The sequence below is a fragment of the Nitrospirota bacterium genome, assembly GCA_040757335.1.
Classification (GTDB): domain Bacteria; phylum Nitrospirota; class Nitrospiria; order 2-01-FULL-66-17; family 2-01-FULL-66-17; genus JBFLXB01.
This window is the reverse complement of sequence record JBFLXB010000006.1, coordinates 23,620-42,289: the sequence shown is the minus strand read 5'-3', so window position 1 is coordinate 42,289 and position 18,670 is coordinate 23,620. Positions and strand designations below refer to the sequence as shown.

At 63.5% G+C, this 18,670-nt stretch carries 12 protein-coding genes; 9 read left to right on the top strand and 3 right to left on the bottom strand.

Translation table 11 applies throughout. The annotated features are described in order from the left end of the window. The first annotated feature begins 7 nt into the window (after window positions 1-7). The 5 genes from AB1451_05110 (at window position 8) to AB1451_05090 (ending at window position 9,193) form a co-directional block, all read left to right on the top strand. Window positions 8-886, top strand: a complete 879-nt coding sequence (locus AB1451_05110; protein MEW6682291.1) for an SUMF1/EgtB/PvdO family nonheme iron enzyme — start codon at window positions 8-10, stop codon at window positions 884-886. 102 nt (window positions 887-988) lie between these two features. Continuing rightward, window positions 989-1,951, top strand: a complete 963-nt coding sequence (locus AB1451_05105; GenBank protein ID MEW6682290.1) for a carboxypeptidase-like regulatory domain-containing protein — start codon at window positions 989-991, stop codon at window positions 1,949-1,951. A gap of 364 nt (window positions 1,952-2,315) precedes the next feature. Next, a complete protein-coding gene (locus tag AB1451_05100; GenBank protein MEW6682289.1) occupies window positions 2,316-7,247 on the top strand; it encodes a multicopper oxidase domain-containing protein in 4,932 nt (1,643 codons plus the stop codon). Between the two features lie 108 nt (window positions 7,248-7,355). Beyond that, window positions 7,356-8,306 (top strand): carboxypeptidase-like regulatory domain-containing protein, encoded by a 951-nt coding sequence (locus AB1451_05095; GenBank protein ID MEW6682288.1) that lies wholly within the window; start codon window positions 7,356-7,358, stop codon window positions 8,304-8,306. An 11-nt stretch (window positions 8,307-8,317) separates the two neighbouring features. Beyond that, on the top strand, window positions 8,318-9,193 hold the full coding sequence (locus tag AB1451_05090) for a carboxypeptidase-like regulatory domain-containing protein (protein MEW6682287.1): 876 nt from the start codon (window positions 8,318-8,320) through the stop codon (window positions 9,191-9,193). Between the two features lie 294 nt (window positions 9,194-9,487). Here AB1451_05090 and AB1451_05085 read toward each other — a convergent pair whose 3' ends face one another. Next, a complete protein-coding gene (locus AB1451_05085) occupies window positions 9,488-10,018 on the bottom strand; it encodes a hypothetical protein (GenBank protein ID MEW6682286.1) in 531 nt (176 codons plus the stop codon). Window positions 10,019-10,105: 87 nt separating this feature from the next. Here AB1451_05085 and AB1451_05080 point away from each other — a divergent pair, with 87 nt between their 5' ends. Continuing rightward, entirely contained in the window at window positions 10,106-10,591 is a 486-nt protein-coding gene (locus AB1451_05080; GenBank protein MEW6682285.1) for a hypothetical protein, read from the top strand. Between the two features lie 114 nt (window positions 10,592-10,705). Here the strand turns inward: AB1451_05080 and AB1451_05075 are convergent, their stop codons facing one another. Next, window positions 10,706-11,653: an acetyl-CoA carboxylase carboxyltransferase subunit alpha gene (locus AB1451_05075; protein ID MEW6682284.1), complete on the bottom strand. Its 948-nt coding sequence runs from the start codon at window positions 11,651-11,653 to the stop codon at window positions 10,706-10,708. After that, window positions 11,650-15,219, bottom strand: a complete 3,570-nt coding sequence (gene dnaE, locus AB1451_05070) for a DNA polymerase III subunit alpha (protein MEW6682283.1) — start codon at window positions 15,217-15,219, stop codon at window positions 11,650-11,652. The genes AB1451_05075 and dnaE overlap by 4 nt, the downstream gene beginning before the upstream one ends. A gap of 456 nt (window positions 15,220-15,675) precedes the next feature. Between dnaE and AB1451_05065 the strand changes: the two genes are divergently transcribed. The 3 genes from AB1451_05065 (at window position 15,676) to AB1451_05055 (ending at window position 18,526) form a co-directional block, all read left to right on the top strand. Then, window positions 15,676-16,152 carry a histidinol-phosphatase gene (locus AB1451_05065; GenBank protein ID MEW6682282.1) on the top strand — a complete coding sequence of 159 codons (477 nt, stop codon included), beginning with the start codon at window positions 15,676-15,678 and terminating at the stop codon, window positions 16,150-16,152. A 69-nt stretch (window positions 16,153-16,221) separates the two neighbouring features. Further along, on the top strand, window positions 16,222-17,073 hold the full coding sequence (gene accD, locus AB1451_05060) for an acetyl-CoA carboxylase, carboxyltransferase subunit beta (GenBank protein ID MEW6682281.1): 852 nt from the start codon (window positions 16,222-16,224) through the stop codon (window positions 17,071-17,073). A gap of 154 nt (window positions 17,074-17,227) precedes the next feature. Next, entirely contained in the window at window positions 17,228-18,526 is a 1,299-nt protein-coding gene (locus tag AB1451_05055; protein MEW6682280.1) for a folylpolyglutamate synthase/dihydrofolate synthase family protein, read from the top strand. Window positions 18,527-18,670: the final 144 nt, after the last annotated feature.

The following is an 18,670-nucleotide window of genomic DNA, read 5'->3' as shown; positions in this document are numbered from 1 at the left end:
CGCGTTGATGGGTGTCCGATTTCCCGGGTGGATGGTCATGGGGCTGGTCGCGTGTTCAGCCGTCTCGCCCCCGCCCGCGGAATCCCCAACGGGGGACGAGACCATGGGCCGGCTCCGCGCCATGATGGAAACGGCCCGTCCGTCTCCGGTCATCGCGATCGAAGCGGGATGGTTTCTCATGGGATCCCCGCAACTGCCGCCGACGTCGGGTTTGCGAACCCCATACGACAACACCGAAATCCCGCAACGCCGGATCTGGCTCGACCGCTACGTGATCGACCGCGAGGAGGTCAGCGTGGCGAACTACCTGCGGTGGGTCCTCGATGATCTCGGGGGACAGCCCGCGGATCTCCAGTGGCTCGACGGCGCCACCGCTGGTAATGGGGTAACCGACGCCGGCGCGCTTCCGGTTGTCTCCGTCACGTGGTATGAGGCGAACGAGTATTGTCGCTCGCGCGGAGCGCGGCTGCCCACTGAAGCCGAGTGGGAGAAAGCCGCACGGGGAGACGATGGCCGGTTGTTCCCGTGGGGCGACGATCCGCCGGATCACATCCGCGCGGTGTACGCTCGAGCGGTGAGCCCGCCCAAGCCGCCGATGGCCGCGACCGCGACGTTTGAGGCCGGGCAAAGTCCCTACGGTGTGCTCCACATGGCCGGCAACGCGGCCGAGTGGGTTGCGGATTGGAACGGGATCGACTGGTATCGCGGCATGCCGGATCGAAACCCCCAGGGCCCGCCCGTTGGACGCTACAAAGTGGTCCGGGGCGGGTCGTGGCGAAGCGATCCGGTGATGCTCAGAACCGCAACGCGAAGCGCGGCGAGCCCGGACGCACGCCGGGACACCATCGGCTTTCGCTGCGCCGCCTCTCTGGGAGCCCGTCCATGAGTGGTCATCTGCTGCGTTGGCGCGCATGGGGGTGTGGCATTGGGTTGCTATTCGCTTTTCCTCGGGTTATTTTTACCGTTGAGACGACGCATGAGGAATCACATGACCAGCATGACAAAGAAGGTTGCAGGGGCGGCTCTCGCCGCGCTGGCGGTGGGGTGGACCGCAGGGGCAGCCGTTGCGTGGTCGTATGAAATGGCCGACGTCGCGAACGGGGGCACGATCACCGGAACCGTCAGGTTGCGGGGGGATGTGCCCGAGCCCCGCGTATTTCCGATGGTGCTCTACCCGTTCGGGGATTTTTGCAAGAAGATCTCGGACGGCGAGGGCCACGTGGTGCTCAAGGAGTTCAACGTGGATTCCGGCGGGGGCCTCCAGGACGCGGTGGTGGCGGTCCTGAACGTCCAGCGCGGGAAGCCGTTCAAGTCGCGCGACACGGAGCTATTGACCGTGAACTGTATGTTTCACCCGGCCGATGTGCCGGAGAGCGAGCAGTTTGAACTCCACGACGGCCGGTTGACGCACGTCCATCCGCTGGTCACGGTCATGCGGGACGACTCGTGGTTGTCGGTGACGAACCGCGATCCGATCATGCACGCGGCGCAGGTGTATCAGGCGGAAAAGGGCAACCGGGTGCTGAGTTTTCCCATCCCGGTTTCGTACAAGGCTCACAGCGGCTACGTGGACCTCGAGCGCGGCAAGCGGATTGTCCAGATCATCTGCGGCATGCACGAGTACATGCAGACCTGGGCGTGGGTGGCCGAGAACCCGTACTTCGCCAAGGCGCGCAAGGATGGGACGTTCGCCATCGAGAATCTGTCGCCCGGGACGTACTTGGTCGCGGCCTGGCATCCGCACATGGATCCGCTCGTCAAACAAGTCACGGTGCCGGCCAACGGGACCGTCGCCCTCGACTTTGAGCTGGATGCGGCCCAGGTGGTGCGTCCGATCTACGAAACCCAAGCCCAGTTCCGAATCCCGCCGGAACGAGATCCCAACGTCGACCTCCAGGGCTGCGAGGGACCCTACTGCGTCCGCAGGCCGCACGCGCACCACGGCGAATAACGCCCGCGGCCTGGGTTCGTCAGATCCAAGCCGCCAATCGTTCCCACCCGTCACTTTTTGCTTGACAGCCGCTGGTGAATCCAAGTATAAGGAAGCGCTTTTACCTCCGTCGAAAGAAGTAAGCCTTTCGGCTGACCCTGAGGAACAAAGGCTGCCGTCACCCGTAAGCGTAGTTTCATGCCCATCCCCCTCCCTTCTTTTGAAGTAATCCCGTCATCAGCAGGTCACGGTGTGAGAACTCTTCCGCGGCGCGTCTTTCACAGGGTTTCGAGAGGGACTTCCGGCTTGTGTACTGCACTCCGAGCCATGGCGAGTAGCTACGATGTTTGACCGGTGCAAGAACTGGGAAAAGGGGAGGTCTGGTATGGACAGGTTAGGGCGAGTTCTCTGGGCGTTGGGTTTGGGGGTGGTTTTGCTGGTCGGTCAACCGGCCGGGTTGCTGGCGGGTTCGGATGTCGAGGGTGCCCATCACGACCACGACGCCGCTGCCGTGGCGGAGCCGGCAAATGCGGGGTGGGAGGAGAAGTTGAGGGCCCAGATCGAGCGCGAGGACGCGGCCGAGGGACGGGCCGGGCACCGCGATCGGGTCGACGCCGCCATGAAAAAGCTCATGGAAGAGATCGCCAAGGGCAGCGAAGGCCATGCCCAGCACAGCGGCGGTGACGGAGCGTTCGGCGGCATGAGCATGATGCAGCAGATGGACCGGAGCTTCTTTCTGGGGCCCACCGCTGTCAGCGAAAGCGTGACCAGCGGGGGCGCGTGCCCGAAAGAGGCCCCGGTGAAGGACTACGACATTTCCGCCATCAACGTGGAAATCACGCTGAACCAGTGGCTGGACTACCATCCCGGGTACATGTACGTGCTCACCGAGAACGTGGACAAGGTCCGCCAGGAGGAAAAGACCAATCAAGCGGCTCGGGAAAAGGCCGGGTATGATCCGGGCGCGGTGTCGGCCGGACTGCAGACCGACTTGATCCAGCCGTTGAACATCCGAGCCAATCAGGGCGACTGCGTGCGCATCACCTTGCGAAACAAGCTGGACGGCGAGGACGTGAGCCTTCATATCCACGGGTCCAGCACCATCGTGAAGGCGACCGGCGCAGCGGCCACCATCGCCAATCCCGACTCAACGGTCAAAGAGGGTGAGAGCCAGGTGTTCGAATGGTACGTCCGTCCGACCGAGCAAGAGGGAGCGCACGCCTTTCACAGTCACGTCGGGCGTGACCAGGCAAGCCTCGGGATGATCGGCACCTTCATGGTGGAGCCGATGGGTTCCCGCTACCTCGACCCGCTCACCGGGAAAGAGACGAAGAGCGGGTGGCAGGTCATGATCGACGACCCCAAGGGGCCGGACTTCCGTGAATTCGTCATCATCTATCACGAAATCGGCGACGAGTCGTTCCGTCCGCTCAATCGCAGCGGCGAGACGATTCCGCAACGCGATCCCAACACCGACGCGTACCGTCCGTCGGCGCGCGCGATCAACTACCGCAGCGAACCGTTCGGGGTGAACAACCTCGCGCTGCAAGAGAAGTACTTCCATCATGAGGACGAGTCGCTGTCCTATAGTTCGTACACCTTCGGAGACGTTCCCACGACGATTCCGCGGTCGTATATGGGCGATCCGGTCAAGTTCCGCCTGGTGCACGGCGGCGGCGAGGTGTTTCACTCCCACCACCCTCACGGCGGCACGATCCGTTGGCTCCGACAGCCCAAAGCCGACGGAAAGGAGTCGTTCTTGCTCACGGCCGCGCAAGACGGTCCGGTGAAGTATCCCGAAGTCAGGACGACCTCGGACCGCGTGGACGTGCAGGTGATCGGTCCGTCCGAGGTGCTCGATCTGCAGACCGAGTGCGGGTCTGGCCTGTGCCAGCAACTGGCCGGAGACTTTCTGTTCCACTGCCACGTGGCGCACCACTATGTCGCCGGGATGTGGGGGTATTGGCGGGTGTACAACACCTTGCAGACCGGCAACTATCCCAACGTCAGCACGGACATCATGCCTCCCTTGCAAGAACTTCCGGATCGCAAGGGGCGCATGAAGTTACCCGTGACGTCGGACAAATTGGTGGGCAAGACCGCGGATTGGTACGACAAGAAGTGGAATATCACCGCTGCCAAGACGGACTGGTCCAAGCCGACGCCGGACGTGTCGGTCAAGGACTGGGTGAAGATGATGGTCCCTCCGGCCGGTCAGCCCGGGCATACCGCTGACGAGAAGGGGCAAATCACGGCCTACGACGCGACCGTCTGGGATTGGACGTGGGACGGGAACAAGGCGCTGGGCGAACCCGAGGCGACCGGGACGTTCGATTTCCCGAAGTACAAGTCGCCGATGCCTGGGAAGCGGCCGCCCATTCTGTTCGAGGAAAAGACCGGCAAACTGGCCTGGCCGCACTTCAAACCCCACTTCGGCAAACGCGTGCCGTTTGCGCGCCATCATGGCCCGGCCCCGTGGCTCGAACCAATCCACATGGCCAAGGAGAACGGCGCGCTGTCGACCGATCCCGGCGGCAAAGGCGCGGTCGGCGAGGAAACCAACCAGCCGGCCAAACCCGGAGAACACGGCCGGTGGAGCCTCTGTCCCGAGAACGCGGGACGCAAGCAGTACACGATCCACTTCATCCAGACGCCGATTCAACTCAGCAAAGGAATCGGTAAGCAGAAGCCGGTGGTGGATCCCAACGGCCTGCTCTACGTCCTTCACGAGGAGGAGGCCGCGGTGCGGGCCAACCCCGCCGGGGACAAGACGATTCCGCTGGTGTACCGCGCGAGCGTGTACGACTGCGTGGACGTCATCCTGAAGAGCGAGTGGCAGGACAACGACACCACGAACTTCCAGATGTCGAAGATCAACATCCACCCGCACTTCATTCAGTTCGACAACCAAGCCTCGGACGGCGTGATTACCGGCTTCTCGTACGAGCAGGCGGTCCGTCCGTTCACGCAGATGAAGAAGGAGAAGCACAAGGGCCTCCCGACGCCCATGAACGCGGTGCTGACCGAGGACGTCAAAGCCGGGGCCACCAGCATCAAGATCAAGATGGCGGATGGGGCCACGCCGTTCCACGTCGGCAGCGACTTGATGATCGGGGCGGACGAAGTCAAGACCTCGGAGATCCTCTGGGTCAAGGACATCAAGGGCGATACGGTCACGTTCACCGAACCGTTGCGATTCGACCACAAGAAGAACGAGATCGCGACGGTGGAATTCGTCCGGTATCGGATGTGGGTCGACGCGGACATCGGAACCGTGTTCTGGCACGACCACGCGTTCGGCGCCACGACCTGGCCGCACGGCGGCGTGGGGGCGATGATCGTGGAGCCGGTGGGCGCGACGTACCACGATCCCAAGACCGGGGAGCCCATTCGCAGCGGCCCGGTCGCGGACATCCGTTCGACCGAACCCATCGGATACGGCGTGAACGGGAGCTTCCGCGAACTGGTGGTCATGCCGCACGACACGGTTCCCACCACGGCTCAGGTGGTCTCGGAAGGCAACCCGCCCGGCCAGACGTTACAGGTGGCGATCGACGCCGGCCAGACGCTGTCGTTCCAGATGCCGTACGACTTGGACCCCGTCGCAGCGGTCAAGTTGAACGGCGGCACGCACACCACCGGAGGCGGATTCAATTTCCGAGCCGAGTCCGTGGCGCGGCGGCTCAAGAACAACCCTGACCCGTCGTTGATCTTTTCGAGCAAGGCCCACCAAGACCCGAGCACGCCCATGCTGCGCGCGTACCTGGGCGACACCATGGTGTTTCGGTTGCTCCACACCCTGATGAACGAAAGCCACACGTGGCACTTGGCGGGTCACGCGTTCCGCACCGAGCGATACGCGGAGAAATCGGACCTGCGAAACGCCCACCACGTTGGGATTGCGGAGCGGTATGACCTCGTCACGAAGGCCGGCGGGGCTCAACAGATCGCGGGCGATTACCTGCACTACAACGGGCGCGCGTCGCATTTGTCGGAAGGGAGCTGGGGCATCATCCGGGTCTTGGATAAGGCGACTCCTGACCTGCAAAAGCTGCCCGGCCGCTCCGACATCCCCGAGTCTGCGAAGTCTGTCTGTCCGGCGGACGCTCCGGTCAAGACCTTCAACGTGATCGCGGCGGACCGGGCCTTGAAGTTCAACCCCAAGGCCGCCGACGTGATCGAGGTGGACTTCGACCGGAAACTGCAAGTCGCCAACCCGCAAGGCAAGATCTATATGCTCGAGGGTGAAAAGACGAAGGTGGCGACCGGCGGCGAGCAGCCCATGCCGTTGACCCTGCACGTCAACGTCGGGGATTGCGTGAAGGTCAAACTCAAGAACGAGATGAAGGGCAGCCGCGCGTCGTTCAGCGCGGACATGCTGGCGTTCGATCCCAAGGATTCTCACGGCGCCAACGTCGGGAACAACCCCGGCGACCAAACCGTGGGACCCGGTCAGAGCCGCACCTATACGTTTTACGCGCATCCCCAGTATGGGGAGACGGCCGCCCTGGTGTGGGATTGGGGGAATTTCGTGAACAACGTTCGGGACGGCCTGTTCGGCGCCATCGTGGTCGGCCCGCGTGGTTCGAAGTACCGCGACTCCAAGACCGGGGAAGACGTCACGCTCAAGAACGCCTGGCAGGTGGACGTGCTCGTCGATCGGTCCCTTCCCGAGAACAAGGGGCGGTCCGACTATCGCGACGCGTCGTTGTTCTTCCAGGATGAAGACAACATCATCGGCACCTCGTTCATGCCCTACATTCAGCAGATCGCAGGGTTGACCGGGGTCAATTACCGGGTGGAGCCGTGGGCGTACCGCGAGGAAAACGGCTGCGAGTACGGCAACATGTTCACCGCCTGCGTGGCCGACGAAACGGAACCGGCCACGCCGACCATCCGAGCGCACGCAGGGGATCCGGTTCGCATCCGGGTGTTCGGCGCGTTCAACGAACAGAACCAGATCTTCAGCCTGGAGGGCCACGAGTGGCCGTTCAAGCCGGACATGCCCGGCGCGGACATGCTCAGCAGCCTGCAGTTCGGAGGGTCCGAGTACCTCGACGTGTATTTGAAAGAAGGCGCCGGTGGGCCGTTCGCCATTCCCGGCGTGTATGTCTGGCAGAATCATCGGATGCCGTACGCCCAGGCCGGGCAATGGGGATATCTCAGCGTACTGCCGGTCGGCGACAAGAGGATTCTGTCGTTGAACAGCGGCGGAACCGGCGGGCAGACCGCCGAGGTCCCGGCGATTGATCAGCCCGAAGAGTTGTCCGAAGTGAAACCGGAGCCCACTGGACCGGTCTCGATGCTTCGGAAGTGACCGTGGCAGTTTGGTAGGGGAACGTGAAGATCGGGGCAGGATGCCCTTGGCACCTGCCCCGATCTTCGTCTATCTGGTCCCTGGTCGGATCTGACAAAGGGTGTTGTGGTGAACATCTCACTAAAGCAACTGGCAGGCGTGGTCGCGCTCCTTGGCGTGTTCGTGGGATTGCCCCAGGCGTTTGGTTACGAGCCACTTCCCGTCGTCACCGGTGGGGCGATCACGGGGAAGGTGGTGTTGAAGGGCGAGGTTCCCGAGCCCAGAGTGTTTCCGCTCGTGTTGTATCCGTTCGGTCCCTTTTGTCGAAAGATTTCGGACGGGCGAGGCCACATCCTCCTCGAGGAGTTTCTAGTCGCGTCGGACGGAGGACTCCAAGATGCCGTGGTCGCGGTCCAGGGAGTCACAAGGGGAAAACCGTTCGCGCCGATCAAGAACGATTACGTCGTGGTGGATTGTATGTTCCATCCCGCCGACGTCCAGGACGACGAGCAGTTCGCGGTTGGGAAAGAAGGGAGGCTGCGTCACGAACACCCGCTGGTGACCGTGATGCAAAACGACCAGCCCATCACGGTCGTCAATCGGGATCCGATCATCCACAACAGCCAGATCTTCCAGAGCGAACGGGGGAACATCGTGTTGAACTTCCCGCTGCCCGTCTCCACCGAACCGCGCGGGGGGATCGTGCATCTGGAGAAAGGGAAGCGGATCGCGCAGATGATTTGCGGGATGCACGAGTTCATGCAGAGTTGGGGCTACGTGGTCGACAATCCCTATTATGCCAAGACCCGGAGAGGGGGAGAGTTCTCGATCGACCAATTACCGCCCGGGACCTACCGCGTCACTGCCTGGCACCCCCATCTCAAGCCCATTGAGCGTGAGATCACGATCAGGGAAGGGGAGTCGATCGCGCTCACGTTTGAATTCGACGGTCGCGAAGTGATACGACCGCTGTACGAGCGCCAGGAGAAGTTTCGAATCGGCCCCGAAGCGAGACCCCACGATCACCTCGAGCAGTGTGAACCTCCGTACTGCGACCCGGTGAGTGGTGTCCGGCGCTGAGGAGTATTTCCATGACGATCAAAGGATGGTTGGGACCAGGCGTCGCCGCGACGTTGTTGTCGGTGCTGGCGATGGTCGCCCCTGCCGTCGAGGTGAGGGCCTATCAAGAGATCGAGGTCACGGACGGAGGCGTCATTGAAGGGCGGGTGTTCCTCGACGGCCAAGCTCCGCCCGCGCGGATTTTCCACCTGATCTTCTCGCCAAACATCGAGCTCTGTCGCTCGATCTCGGACGGGAAGGGCAACCGCCTGCTCAAGGAATTCCACGTTGACGGCGAAGGAGGATTCGAGGGCGTGGTCGTTGCGGTGGTCGGCGTGGCCAAAGGGAAGCGGTTCGACTACACCCCTGAACTGCGGTTGAGGAATTGTCGCATCGGGCCGTTTGTAACGCCGGTTCGCAACGCCCATCCGATCGTGATTCGGAACGAGGATCCGATCACCCACGACGTTCAAGCGTATTCCATGGCCGACGAATACACCTTTGCGATGTTCAACAAGCCGACGGTCCCGGAGAGCACGGCGGAGAAGAAGATCCGGATGCGAAAAGGCCATTACCTGTTCAAAACCCAGTGCGGAGTGCACGACTTCATGCAGTCCTGGGGAATAGCCGTGGGCAATCCGTATTTCGCCGTGACGACCGCGGATGGTCGCTTCAAGATCTCGGATGTTCCTCCCGGCGTCTACGACGTCGTGGCGTGGCATCCCCACATGAAAGTCCAGGCGCAACAAGTGGCCGTCCCGCCCTCAGGCGGTGTCGGTGTGGATTTTCGGTTCGATGTGGCGGAGGTGAACATCCCTCTCCACGATCTCCAAACGTCATACCGGCTCCAGACCGCGCTCCAACCGCATCACTTGGTCCCGCCATCCGTCGAACTTCAGACGCCCTAACCGGCTGCTGAAAAAGTCCGTCTGCTGCGTTAAATCTGAGGGAGCCTCGGCCGCCTCACCGTCTCGGCGGCGCTCGTAACTTGGCGCCACTTCTTCGTGGCGCCACTCGCCTCACGTACGACCCAGTACGCTCCGGTTTCCTCCTCCCTTGCGGCTTTGCAGCCGGAACTTTTTGAGCAGCCGGCTGCCCTCCCTCTTCCGTTTTTCAGTATCCTGCGAGGCGCCGTCCAAGAAAGGCCATCTGAACGGCTCAACTGTCCGAAGACTCGGACACGCTCCTGCTTGTCGCTGATCTCACTCGAGGTAGGTCGGCCGGCGCTGGGCTTCGCCGGTGAGACGGCGGTACAACTCGTGAAACGCCTCGGTCGTGAGCGTCGGATCTCTGAGCTGTTCAAGTCCTTCCGGGCTGATCGGGATCTGGGACGCCTCGTCGAACGCCGAGGTCCCGATCGCCACGTGGCTCGGGAAAAACCGGTATTGGGGGAGGAGGAATTCGACGCCGCCGTTGTAGGCCACGGCGAGGCGGATCGCGAGCTGGGCGACGGGCGCTGGGACGTCACGACCGATCGCGATATTCTTCGGCGGATGTCCCAACCGGAAGACTTGCGTTCTTAGGCGCGTGACGGACAGGGCCTCGAAATCCCGTTTGATCGCGGGGATGTCGTCACGGTGGTCGGGGGACAGGAAGACTTCGACCAGGATCCCTTTCGGAGCAGCGTCGGGTTGGGCGGTCGTGCCCTCGCTGAGCGCGCGGTCATAGCCTCCCAGAGCGGACACCAACCCCACTATGGCGACGAGCGGCGTGACGCGACCGTTCCGACCCATGTTCCCTCCCTGTCCCAGGAAATAGCCGTGCGGCATTATACCACCCGGTTTTTTGTCTTGAGAAGCGGCGCGTGGTAAGGTGTTCGTGTGACCTTGATGGAGAGCCAGCCGATGGTGCGCAGACTCTGCCGGGGATTGTTCGTCGGGATCGCGCTGTTTGCCGTGCCGTTCGGAGTCGCCGGGGCAACGCCGCAGCCCCGAGAGGTTCCGGCGAACGTCGCCATCCACGATCTGGTGGCGGATCCCGATCGCTACGACGGCAAGCGCGTGGTGGTGACCGGAGTGGTCAGTTCCATCGCGTTCGAGCAGGGGCGGCGAGGGAGCGAGTACGCGGTCATCATGCTGGAGGAAACCGTAACGATCGGTCCGCCGACCGCGTATGCCGTGAAGGTGATCAGCCTGACCATGCCGAGGGTCAGACAGTGCCAACCCGCCTTGGTTCAAGGGGTCTACCATCGCCAAGGCAAACAGGCCGGACGTCCGTATGAGTTCTTCATCGATGCGGACGCCGTTCTGGAGAGCGACCCCTCCGAATCGGGCCGTGCTCCCAGCGAGTGCGACGAGAAGCTGTGACCGGTCGATAGTTCAGGGTCCTGCCGGCCGTCGACGGGCTGGCGGGCATCTACCAGCCTCCGACCCGGTGAGTCATACACCCCGAGTCAGGCGCGTTCAAACGCCCGGGTGGGGTTACTGGAAGGCCCCCATCTTGCGGAACTTTTCGTAGCGGGCGAGCAGCAACTCGTCGGCGGAGCGATCGGACAGTTCGGTCAAGTGACGGGTGAGCGAACGCTTGATGGCGGCCGCGGTCTCCGCTGGCTGGCGGTGAGCGCAGCCGGCCGGTTCTGAGACAATCTCGTCGATGACGCCCATGGTCATCAGGTCTTTGGCCGTCATCTTGAGCGCTTCGGCTGCCTCGGCCGCCTTCTCCGGACTCTTCCACAGAATCGCGGCGCAACCCTCAGGGCTGATGACCGAGTAAATCGAATACTCAAGCATGAGGATGCGGTCGGCCACACCGAGCGCGAGCGCACCGCCGCTCCCTCCCTCGCCGATCACGACCGCGATGATGGGTGTTCGCAGCTCCGCCATCAGCCGCAGGCTGGCGGCAATGGCCTCGGATTGTCCGCGCTCTTCGGCGCCGACCCCGGGGTAGGCGCCGGGCGTGTCGATGAAGGTGATGACGGGGCGCTTGAAGCGCTCGGCGAGCCGCATCAATCGCTGCGCTTTGCGATACCCCTCCGGGTGCGGCATTCCGAAATTCCGTTTGATGCGCTCCCGGACGTTCCGGCCCTTCTGGTGGCCGATGACGATGACCGGCGAGCCGTCGAGACGCCCCACACCGCCCACCACGGCGGCGTCGTCGGCGAACAACCGGTCGCCGTGCAGCTCGACGAAATCCTGGATGAGAAACCCGAGGTAGTCGAGGGTGGTGGGACGGTTGGCGTGGCGCGCGATCTGAAGCGTCTGCATCGGGGTCAGCCGCCCGTAGATGTCGCGCCGAAGTTGCTGGGCTCGCTTGTGCAGCTTCTGGATCTCCTCCTGGGATTTCGGCTGGTCTTTCGACAACCCCTTGAGGCGCTCGATTTTCTCCTCGATCTCGGCGAGCGGACGCTCGAAATCCAGATACTCGCTCATGGGGTCGCCCGCGACGGCATCGTGCGGCGGGTCCGCGCCGAAGAGACCGGGCGTGAGGGGGCGCGATACGGATCGCTGCGGACCGCCGCGGTCCCCTTGCCGAGTCCGGACTCGATCTCGTCGATCAGGGCGCGGGTGGGGTTCACGCGCAGCCCGTCGTCCGCGACGATGGTCGATTCGCGGCGGGATTGGCGCAGCAGCACCCGGAGCCACACCGGATACGAACCGCGGTGGCGTTCCAGGGTGTCTTTGAGCTGTCTAAGCCCGTCACGACTCACGCCGTCGTCGACCACGATCTCCAGGTAGCCTCCCGCCCGCTGGCGCGCGGATTCCAGCGACACGATCCGCGTGGCCTTCAGTTTGATCCCTTTGTCTCCTTTGTCCAGTGTTCCGTCGATCAGCAGCGGTTGATCGGACGCCAACAGCTCGGCGGATGCCGCGTAGAGGTCGGGGAAGACGATCGTTTCCACGCTGCCGCCAAGGTCCTCCACCCGCACGTAGGCCATGCGGTCGCCCTTTTTCGTGGTGGTGACCTTCTGGCTCGCCAGCACGCCCCACACGCGCACGTCGTCTCCGTCGCCCGCGTCGGCCAGGCGATCGGTCGGCGTGACTCCCAGCCGCTCGGCGTCGGGCGCGTAGGGGGCCAGCGGATGGCTCGTGATATAGAATCCCAGCGTCTCCTTCTCGCATCGAGCGAGCGTCGTGTCGTCCCACTCCGGCATGACCGGTTCCGGCGCGGTATCCGCCGGCTCGTGTTCCGTCGACGACCCGAACAATGCGACCTGACCGCTTCGCCGTTCGTCTTGCGATGCCGCAGCGGCCTCCATGGTCCGGTCCAACACCTGCATGAGTTGCGCGCGGCGCGCGCCGGTCGACGCGAAGGACCCGCACTTGATCAAGCTCTCGATCACCCGGCGGTTGACTTTTCGCAGATCCACCTCGCGGCAGAAGTGCGCCAGGGATCGGAACCGGCCGTGGGTGCGCCGCGCTTCGAGGACCGACTCGATCGCGCTGGCCCCGACGTTCTTGATGGCGACCAACCCGAACCGGATCGCGCTGCCCGCAATCGTAAACCCCTCGTTGCTCTCGTTGACGTCGGGCGGCAGGATGGCGATGCCCATGGTGCGACACTCGCCGATGTATTGCACGATCTTGTCCTCATTGCCCATTTCACTGGTCAGCAGCGCGGCCATGAACTCGAGCGGGTGATGGGTTTTGAGGTACGCGGTCTGATACGTGATGAGCGCGTACGCAGCGCTGTGGCTCTTGTTGAACCCGTAACCGGCGAAGTAGGCCATGAGGTCGAAGATCTTCTCGGCTTTCTTGGCGTCCACCCCGTTCTTCGCCGCGCCCGCGATGAAGAGCGCCTTCTGCTTGTCCATTTCTTCGGGAAGCTTCTTGCCCATCGCGCGGCGCAGCAAGTCCGCGTCACCCAGGGAAAACCCGGCCAGGTGATTGGCGATCTTCATCACCTGCTCCTGGTAGACGATGACGCCGTACGTTTCTCTGAGCAAGTCCTCCAACTCGGGAATCTCGTATTGGATCTTGGTCTGCCCGCGCTTGCGTTTGATGAAATCATCCAGCATCCCGCTGCCGATCGGGCCGGGACGGTACAATGCGAGGATCGCGATCAAGTCCTCGAACCGCTCCGGGCGCATCTTGACCAAGAGATCGCGCATGCCCCCGCTCTCCAACTGGAAGATGCCGGTGGTCTGGCCCGTTCCCAGGAGCTCGTAGGTCTTGGCGTCGTCGAGCGGGATGTCGGCGGAGCCGAGCGGAGGCTGCTCCGGCCGTCGGGCGTTGATCATCTTGACCGCGTGATCGATGACGGTCAGTGTGCGCAGCCCCAGGAAGTCGAACTTCACCAGCCCGATCTTCTCGATCTCGGTCATCGCGAACTGGGTGACGACTTCACCGTTGACCCCCCGATACAAGGGGACGTGCTCCGTCAGCGGTTCTTTGGAAATGACGACCCCCGCCGCGTGGGTGGAGGCGTGCCGGGCGAGCCCTTCGAGCGACTTGGCCAGCGCGATCAATTCGCCGATCTTCGGATCCGTGTCCGCGAGCTCTTTGAGCCGGGGCTCCTCGGCGAGCGCGTCCTCCAGCGAAATATTCAACGTGTTGGGCACGAGCTTGGCGACCTTGTCCACCTCGGCGTATGGGATGTCCAACACGCGCCCCACGTCCCGGATCGCGGCCTTGGCCGCCATGGTGCCGAAGGTGATGATTTGCGCGACGTGGTCGGCCCCGTATTTCTGAGTCACGTATTGGATCACCTCCCCCCGCCGATCCATGCAGAAATCCATGTCGATGTCGGGGAGGCTCACGCGCTCGGGGTTCAGGAACCGCTCGAAGATGAGGCCGTAACGGATCGGGTCGATATCGGTGATCTGCAGCGCGTATGCGGCCAAGCTGCCGGCCGCTGAGCCGCGCCCGGGACCCACCGGAATTCCGTGCGTGCGGGCGAAGTTGATGATGTCCCACACGATCAGAAAGTACCCGGCGTATCCCATCGCCGTGATCATGGCCAGCTCATCGCGCAGCCGTATTTCGTACGCCGCGGCGGTCGCCGGATCGTGATGGATGCGGGCGAGGCGTTCCCGAAGCCCCGCGACGGCCAACCGCTCCAAATGCGCGTCGCGCGTCACGCCGTCGGGGACGGCGTAATGCGGGAGGTGAAACGTCTCCAGGTCGAGGACGAGGTTGCACCGCTCCGCGATCGACAGGGTCTGCCGAACCGCGTCGGGTAATTCGTGGAACAGGCTCGTCATGTCCTCGGGCGACTTGACGTAGAGTTCCTCGGTCGAGAACCGCATGCGATTCGGGTCCTGTCGCGTCTTGCCGGTTTGCAGGCAGAGCAACACGTCGTGCGCCTTGGCGTCGTGACGTTCGAGGTAGTGACAATCGTTGGTGGCGACCAGCGGGATGGTGAGCCGGCGGCTGATTTCGACCAGGTCGCGGTTCACCCGCGTCTGTTGTTCGAGCCCGTTTTCCTGGACCTCGATGAAGAAATTGTCCTTGCCGAAGATGTCCTGATACGTGCCCGCGGCTTGGAGGGCTTCTTCTCGCAGGCCTTGGTTGAGCAGAAAGGGAATCTCGCCGCGAAGGCATCCGCTGGTGGCGAGCAGGCCCTTGCTGTGGCGCGCCAACAGCTCCTTGTCGACCCGCGGTTTATAGTAGAAGCCCTCGAGGTGGGCGAGGCTCACGAGCTTCATCAGGTTCTTGTAGCCGACCTCGTCCGCGGCCAAGACGATCAGATGGTAATACGGGGTCTGTTGGCCCGCGCCCTTGGTCTCGAACGAGTCGTCCTGCTCGCCGGCGCCGTCTTTGGTAAAGCGGCTTTGCGGCGCCAGGTACATTTCGCACCCGATGATGGGTTTGACCCCCGCTTTCCTTGCGGCGAGATAAAACTCGATCGCTCCGAAGAGATTGCCGTGGTCGGTCATCGCGATCGCCGGCATCTTGAACGCCGCGGCTTGCCGAACGAGGCGGTCGATGCGATTGGCGCCGTCGAGCAAGCTGTATTGGGTATGGACGTGGAGGTGAACGAACTGGGGGCGGGGCACGCGGTCCTCAAGCGTTGACGGGTCGTTATTGTATCGGGTCGTGCCGGAGAGGTCAACCTGAGAACCGAACGCGACAGAGGGCGCTGGTTCCCGTCATATGCGAGCAAAATGGAAAAAAAATACCGAATTTCGCCCTGAAGCCGAGTCCTGGAGGAGATTCCGATGGCCAGGTCGCTTCTTAACAACCAATCTTCTTTGAAATTCATGCATCTCGGTACCGAGTTTTTGCCGAATCAGATTTGGAGGGTGGTACGGCTGTTGCATTTTTAAACTCCCCCGATCCGAAGAAATGTTTCGGACACCCATGATCCCCGGGGGGGTCTGTCGATCCGGTGAGAAGTGGAGGGCTTCTCACCCCATCGGAGGACCACCCCGGGGAAGGGGCGTGTAACTTGCCCTGTCCGACCGCCTGTGTTATCGTCCCCCGCCGTGACCCCGTGTGAGACCAATCGTGCGGTGGCTCGTGCGTTCATCCGTATGGCCCAGTTGCTCGAGCGCCAGGGCGACAACCCCTATCGTGTGCGGGCGTATCGTCGCGGCGCCGGCTCGGTGTGGGCCTGCCACGAACCGATCGAGCGAGTGGCTTCGCAGGGGCGACTCCAGTCGCTTGCCGGCATTGGTCCTGAGCTGGCCTCTAAGATCAACGAGATCCTCGAGACCGGCACGTTCGCGACGTACGAGGCGCAGGTCCGCCAGGCCGACCCCGAGGTGCAGGCGTTGATCCAGGACGGCCTGCCGCCCGAGGTGGCGCTGTTGGTCGATGCGTACCGCCGACGCGGGGCGATCGACGAACTGCGGGGACTGGCTGCCTCGCATCTGCTGCGGAGTCTTCCCGGCGTGACACGGGCCTCCGAGCGCCAGATTTTGGAATGGATCGACCGCGCCGGCTCCACCCTCGACCGCGGTGCCGCCAGGGTGCCAACCGGGCCGTGACACGGGTCCGGCTTCTTGCCGCGCCGGACGGGGGTGTGATACCGTGAGTGCGGTCCACTGAGGGAATCCGTGGCCTGGTTTCAGAAAAAGGACAAGCGCGAGGCGGACGACGACGGCGAGGGCGACAAGCGGGGCAAACCCTCGGCGGAAGGTCTGTGGGTCAAGTGCAATCATTGCCGGGAGATCATTTACCGCAAGGAGCTCGAGCGAAACCTGCGGGTCTGTCCCAAATGTGACTACCACTTTCCGATCACGGTCGATGAGCGTATTGCCCTCCTGCTGGACGAAGGCAGCTTCAAAGAATGGGACGGGGACCTCGCTCCGACCGACCCGCTCGGGTTCCGCGACACCCAGAAGTACCGCGATCGGCTGAAGGCGGCGCAGGAACAAACCGGGCGCCGCGATGCCCTGATCAGCGGGACCGGGACCATCGAAGGTCAGACCGTTGCCCTCTGCGTCTTTCACTTCGGGTTTATGGGAGGCAGCATGGGCTCGGTCGTGGGCGAGCGGATCGTCCGAGCGGCGGAGCGCGCGGAAGGGAGCCGGCTCGCCCTTATCGTGGTCACGGCCTCTGGCGGGGCGCGCATGCAGGAGGGGATCCTGTCGCTGATGCAGATGGCCAAGACGTCGGCCGCAGTCGGCCGGCTGCAGCGCGCCGGACTGCCCTATATTTCCATCTTGACCGATCCCACCTACGGGGGCGTATCGGCCAGCGTCGCGACGCTGGGGGACATCATCCTGGCCGAACCCAAGGCGCTGATCGGGTTTGCGGGGCCGCGGGTCATCGAGCAAACCATCAAACAACAGTTGCCCGCCGGCTTCCAGCGCGCGGAGTTTCTCCTCGATCACGGGATGATCGACCGGATCGTCGAGCGCAAGAAGATGAAGGCGACGCTCGCCTCGCTCCTCTCCTGCCTGTAGAGCAGCCCGTCCATGAACGGCCATCTGCTGCGTTGCCGCTGCGCTTCCGGTGCTCACGTACGCACACAGTACGCTGCGCTCCGGTTCTCGCGGCGCCTTGCATCTGGCGCGTTCCTGAACGGGCTCGTTTGCAGAATCTAGGACATCTGACCGCATGAGTTACGCTGACACGATCGAGTTCCTCTATCAACTGCAGTGGCATGGGATGCGGATGGATCTGACGCCGGTCTCGCGGCTGCTCGATGCGGTGGGGCGGCCCCACGAGCGTTTCGCCGTCGTGCACGTGGGGGGCACGAACGGAAAGGGATCTACGGCGGCCATGCTGGCGTCGATCCTGCGGGAGGCCGGGTACTCGGTGGGGCTGTACACCTCGCCGCATCTGGTGGACTTCACCGAGCGGATCAGGATCAATGGGCGTCCCATCGATGCCTCGGACGTGGTGGCGCTCGCCGAGGTGCTGCGGGCTGGGATGCCCCATGATGTGGATCCGACGTTTTTTGAGTTCACGACCGCCATGGCGTTTCTGGCTTTTGCCGAGGCTCGCGTCGACATCGCGGTGATCGAAGTCGGGATGGGGGGGCGGCTGGACGCGACCAACGTGGTCCGGCCCGTCGTGTCGGTCATCACCAACGTCGACTTGGACCACGAGCGGTATCTAGGCGACACGGTCGGTGCCATTGCGGAAGAGAAGGCCGGCATCATCAAGCCCGGCGTTCCGCTGGTCACGGCGACCGTGCATGATGAGGCGCTTGCGGTATTGTCCGCACGCGCCGCGGAACGTCGTTCGCCCTTGACCGTGATCGGCCGCCACGTGCGGGCGGAGGGGGCCTCGCCGGCCGCGTTCGCATACCACGGTCTGACCACCCGCGTCGACGGTCTCGCCTGTTCGCTCTTGGGGCGTCATCAACTGACCAACGCAGCCTCGGCGCTGGCGGCGGTGGAGCACGCAAGGGCGCGGGGTGTGCGCATTCAGGTGGAAGCGATCCGGCGTGGACTGGCCGGCGTTCGGTGGGAAGGGCGGCTGGAGGTGATCAAATCCTCTCCGCGGATCGTGGTGGACGGGGCCCACAACGCCGCCGGAGCCGCGGCACTGGCCCAGTTCCTGGAGGGAGAACGCGCGGCCGGACGGATCCGTCGCCTCGTGGTGGTATTCGGCATCCTGGCTGATAAGGATCTGCACGCGATCATCGAGCCGGTGGGCTCGCTAGCCGACGAGGTCGTGCTGACCGAACCCGCGTACCACCGCGCGGCTCCGGTGGAAACTCTGCTCGAGGCGGCGTCCTCCCTTGCCGCGCCCGTTCGCGTGGCGCCCAGCGTGGCGAGCGCGTTGGAGGTGGTTGAGGCGCGCTTGGCACCCGACGACTGGTGCGTGGTTACCGGGTCGCTGTACACGGTGGGGGAAGTGAAGGCGATTTACCAGGGGCGAGGCCAGCTCTCGGTGCTGCGCGGGTAGGAGCCTGTCCATGAGCGGCCATCTGCGGCGTTGCCGGCTGTGCTCCGGTCCTCACGTACGACACAGTACGCTCCGGTCCGGTGCTCGCCGGCGCCTTGCGACCTACCTTCGAGGACTACAATGCTGGAAGTCCCCGAAGGGGGC

Bases quoted from the DNA above. Each gene is read 5' to 3' on its own strand.
- AB1451_05110 (MEW6682291.1), top strand. From the start codon at position 8: ATGGGTGTCCGATTTCCCGGGTGGATGGTCATGGGGCTGGTCGCGTGT.
- AB1451_05105 (MEW6682290.1), top strand. From the start codon at position 989: ATGACCAGCATGACAAAGAAGGTTGCAGGGGCGGCTCTCGCCGCGCTG.
- AB1451_05100 (MEW6682289.1), top strand. From the start codon at position 2,316: ATGGACAGGTTAGGGCGAGTTCTCTGGGCGTTGGGTTTGGGGGTGGTT.
- AB1451_05090 (MEW6682287.1), top strand. From the start codon at position 8,318: ATGACGATCAAAGGATGGTTGGGACCAGGCGTCGCCGCGACGTTGTTG.
- AB1451_05085 (MEW6682286.1), bottom strand. From the start codon at position 10,018: ATGGGTCGGAACGGTCGCGTCACGCCGCTCGTCGCCATAGTGGGGTTG.
- AB1451_05075 (MEW6682284.1), bottom strand. From the start codon at position 11,653: ATGAGCGAGTATCTGGATTTCGAGCGTCCGCTCGCCGAGATCGAGGAG.
- AB1451_05055 (MEW6682280.1), top strand. From the start codon at position 17,228: ATGAGTTACGCTGACACGATCGAGTTCCTCTATCAACTGCAGTGGCAT.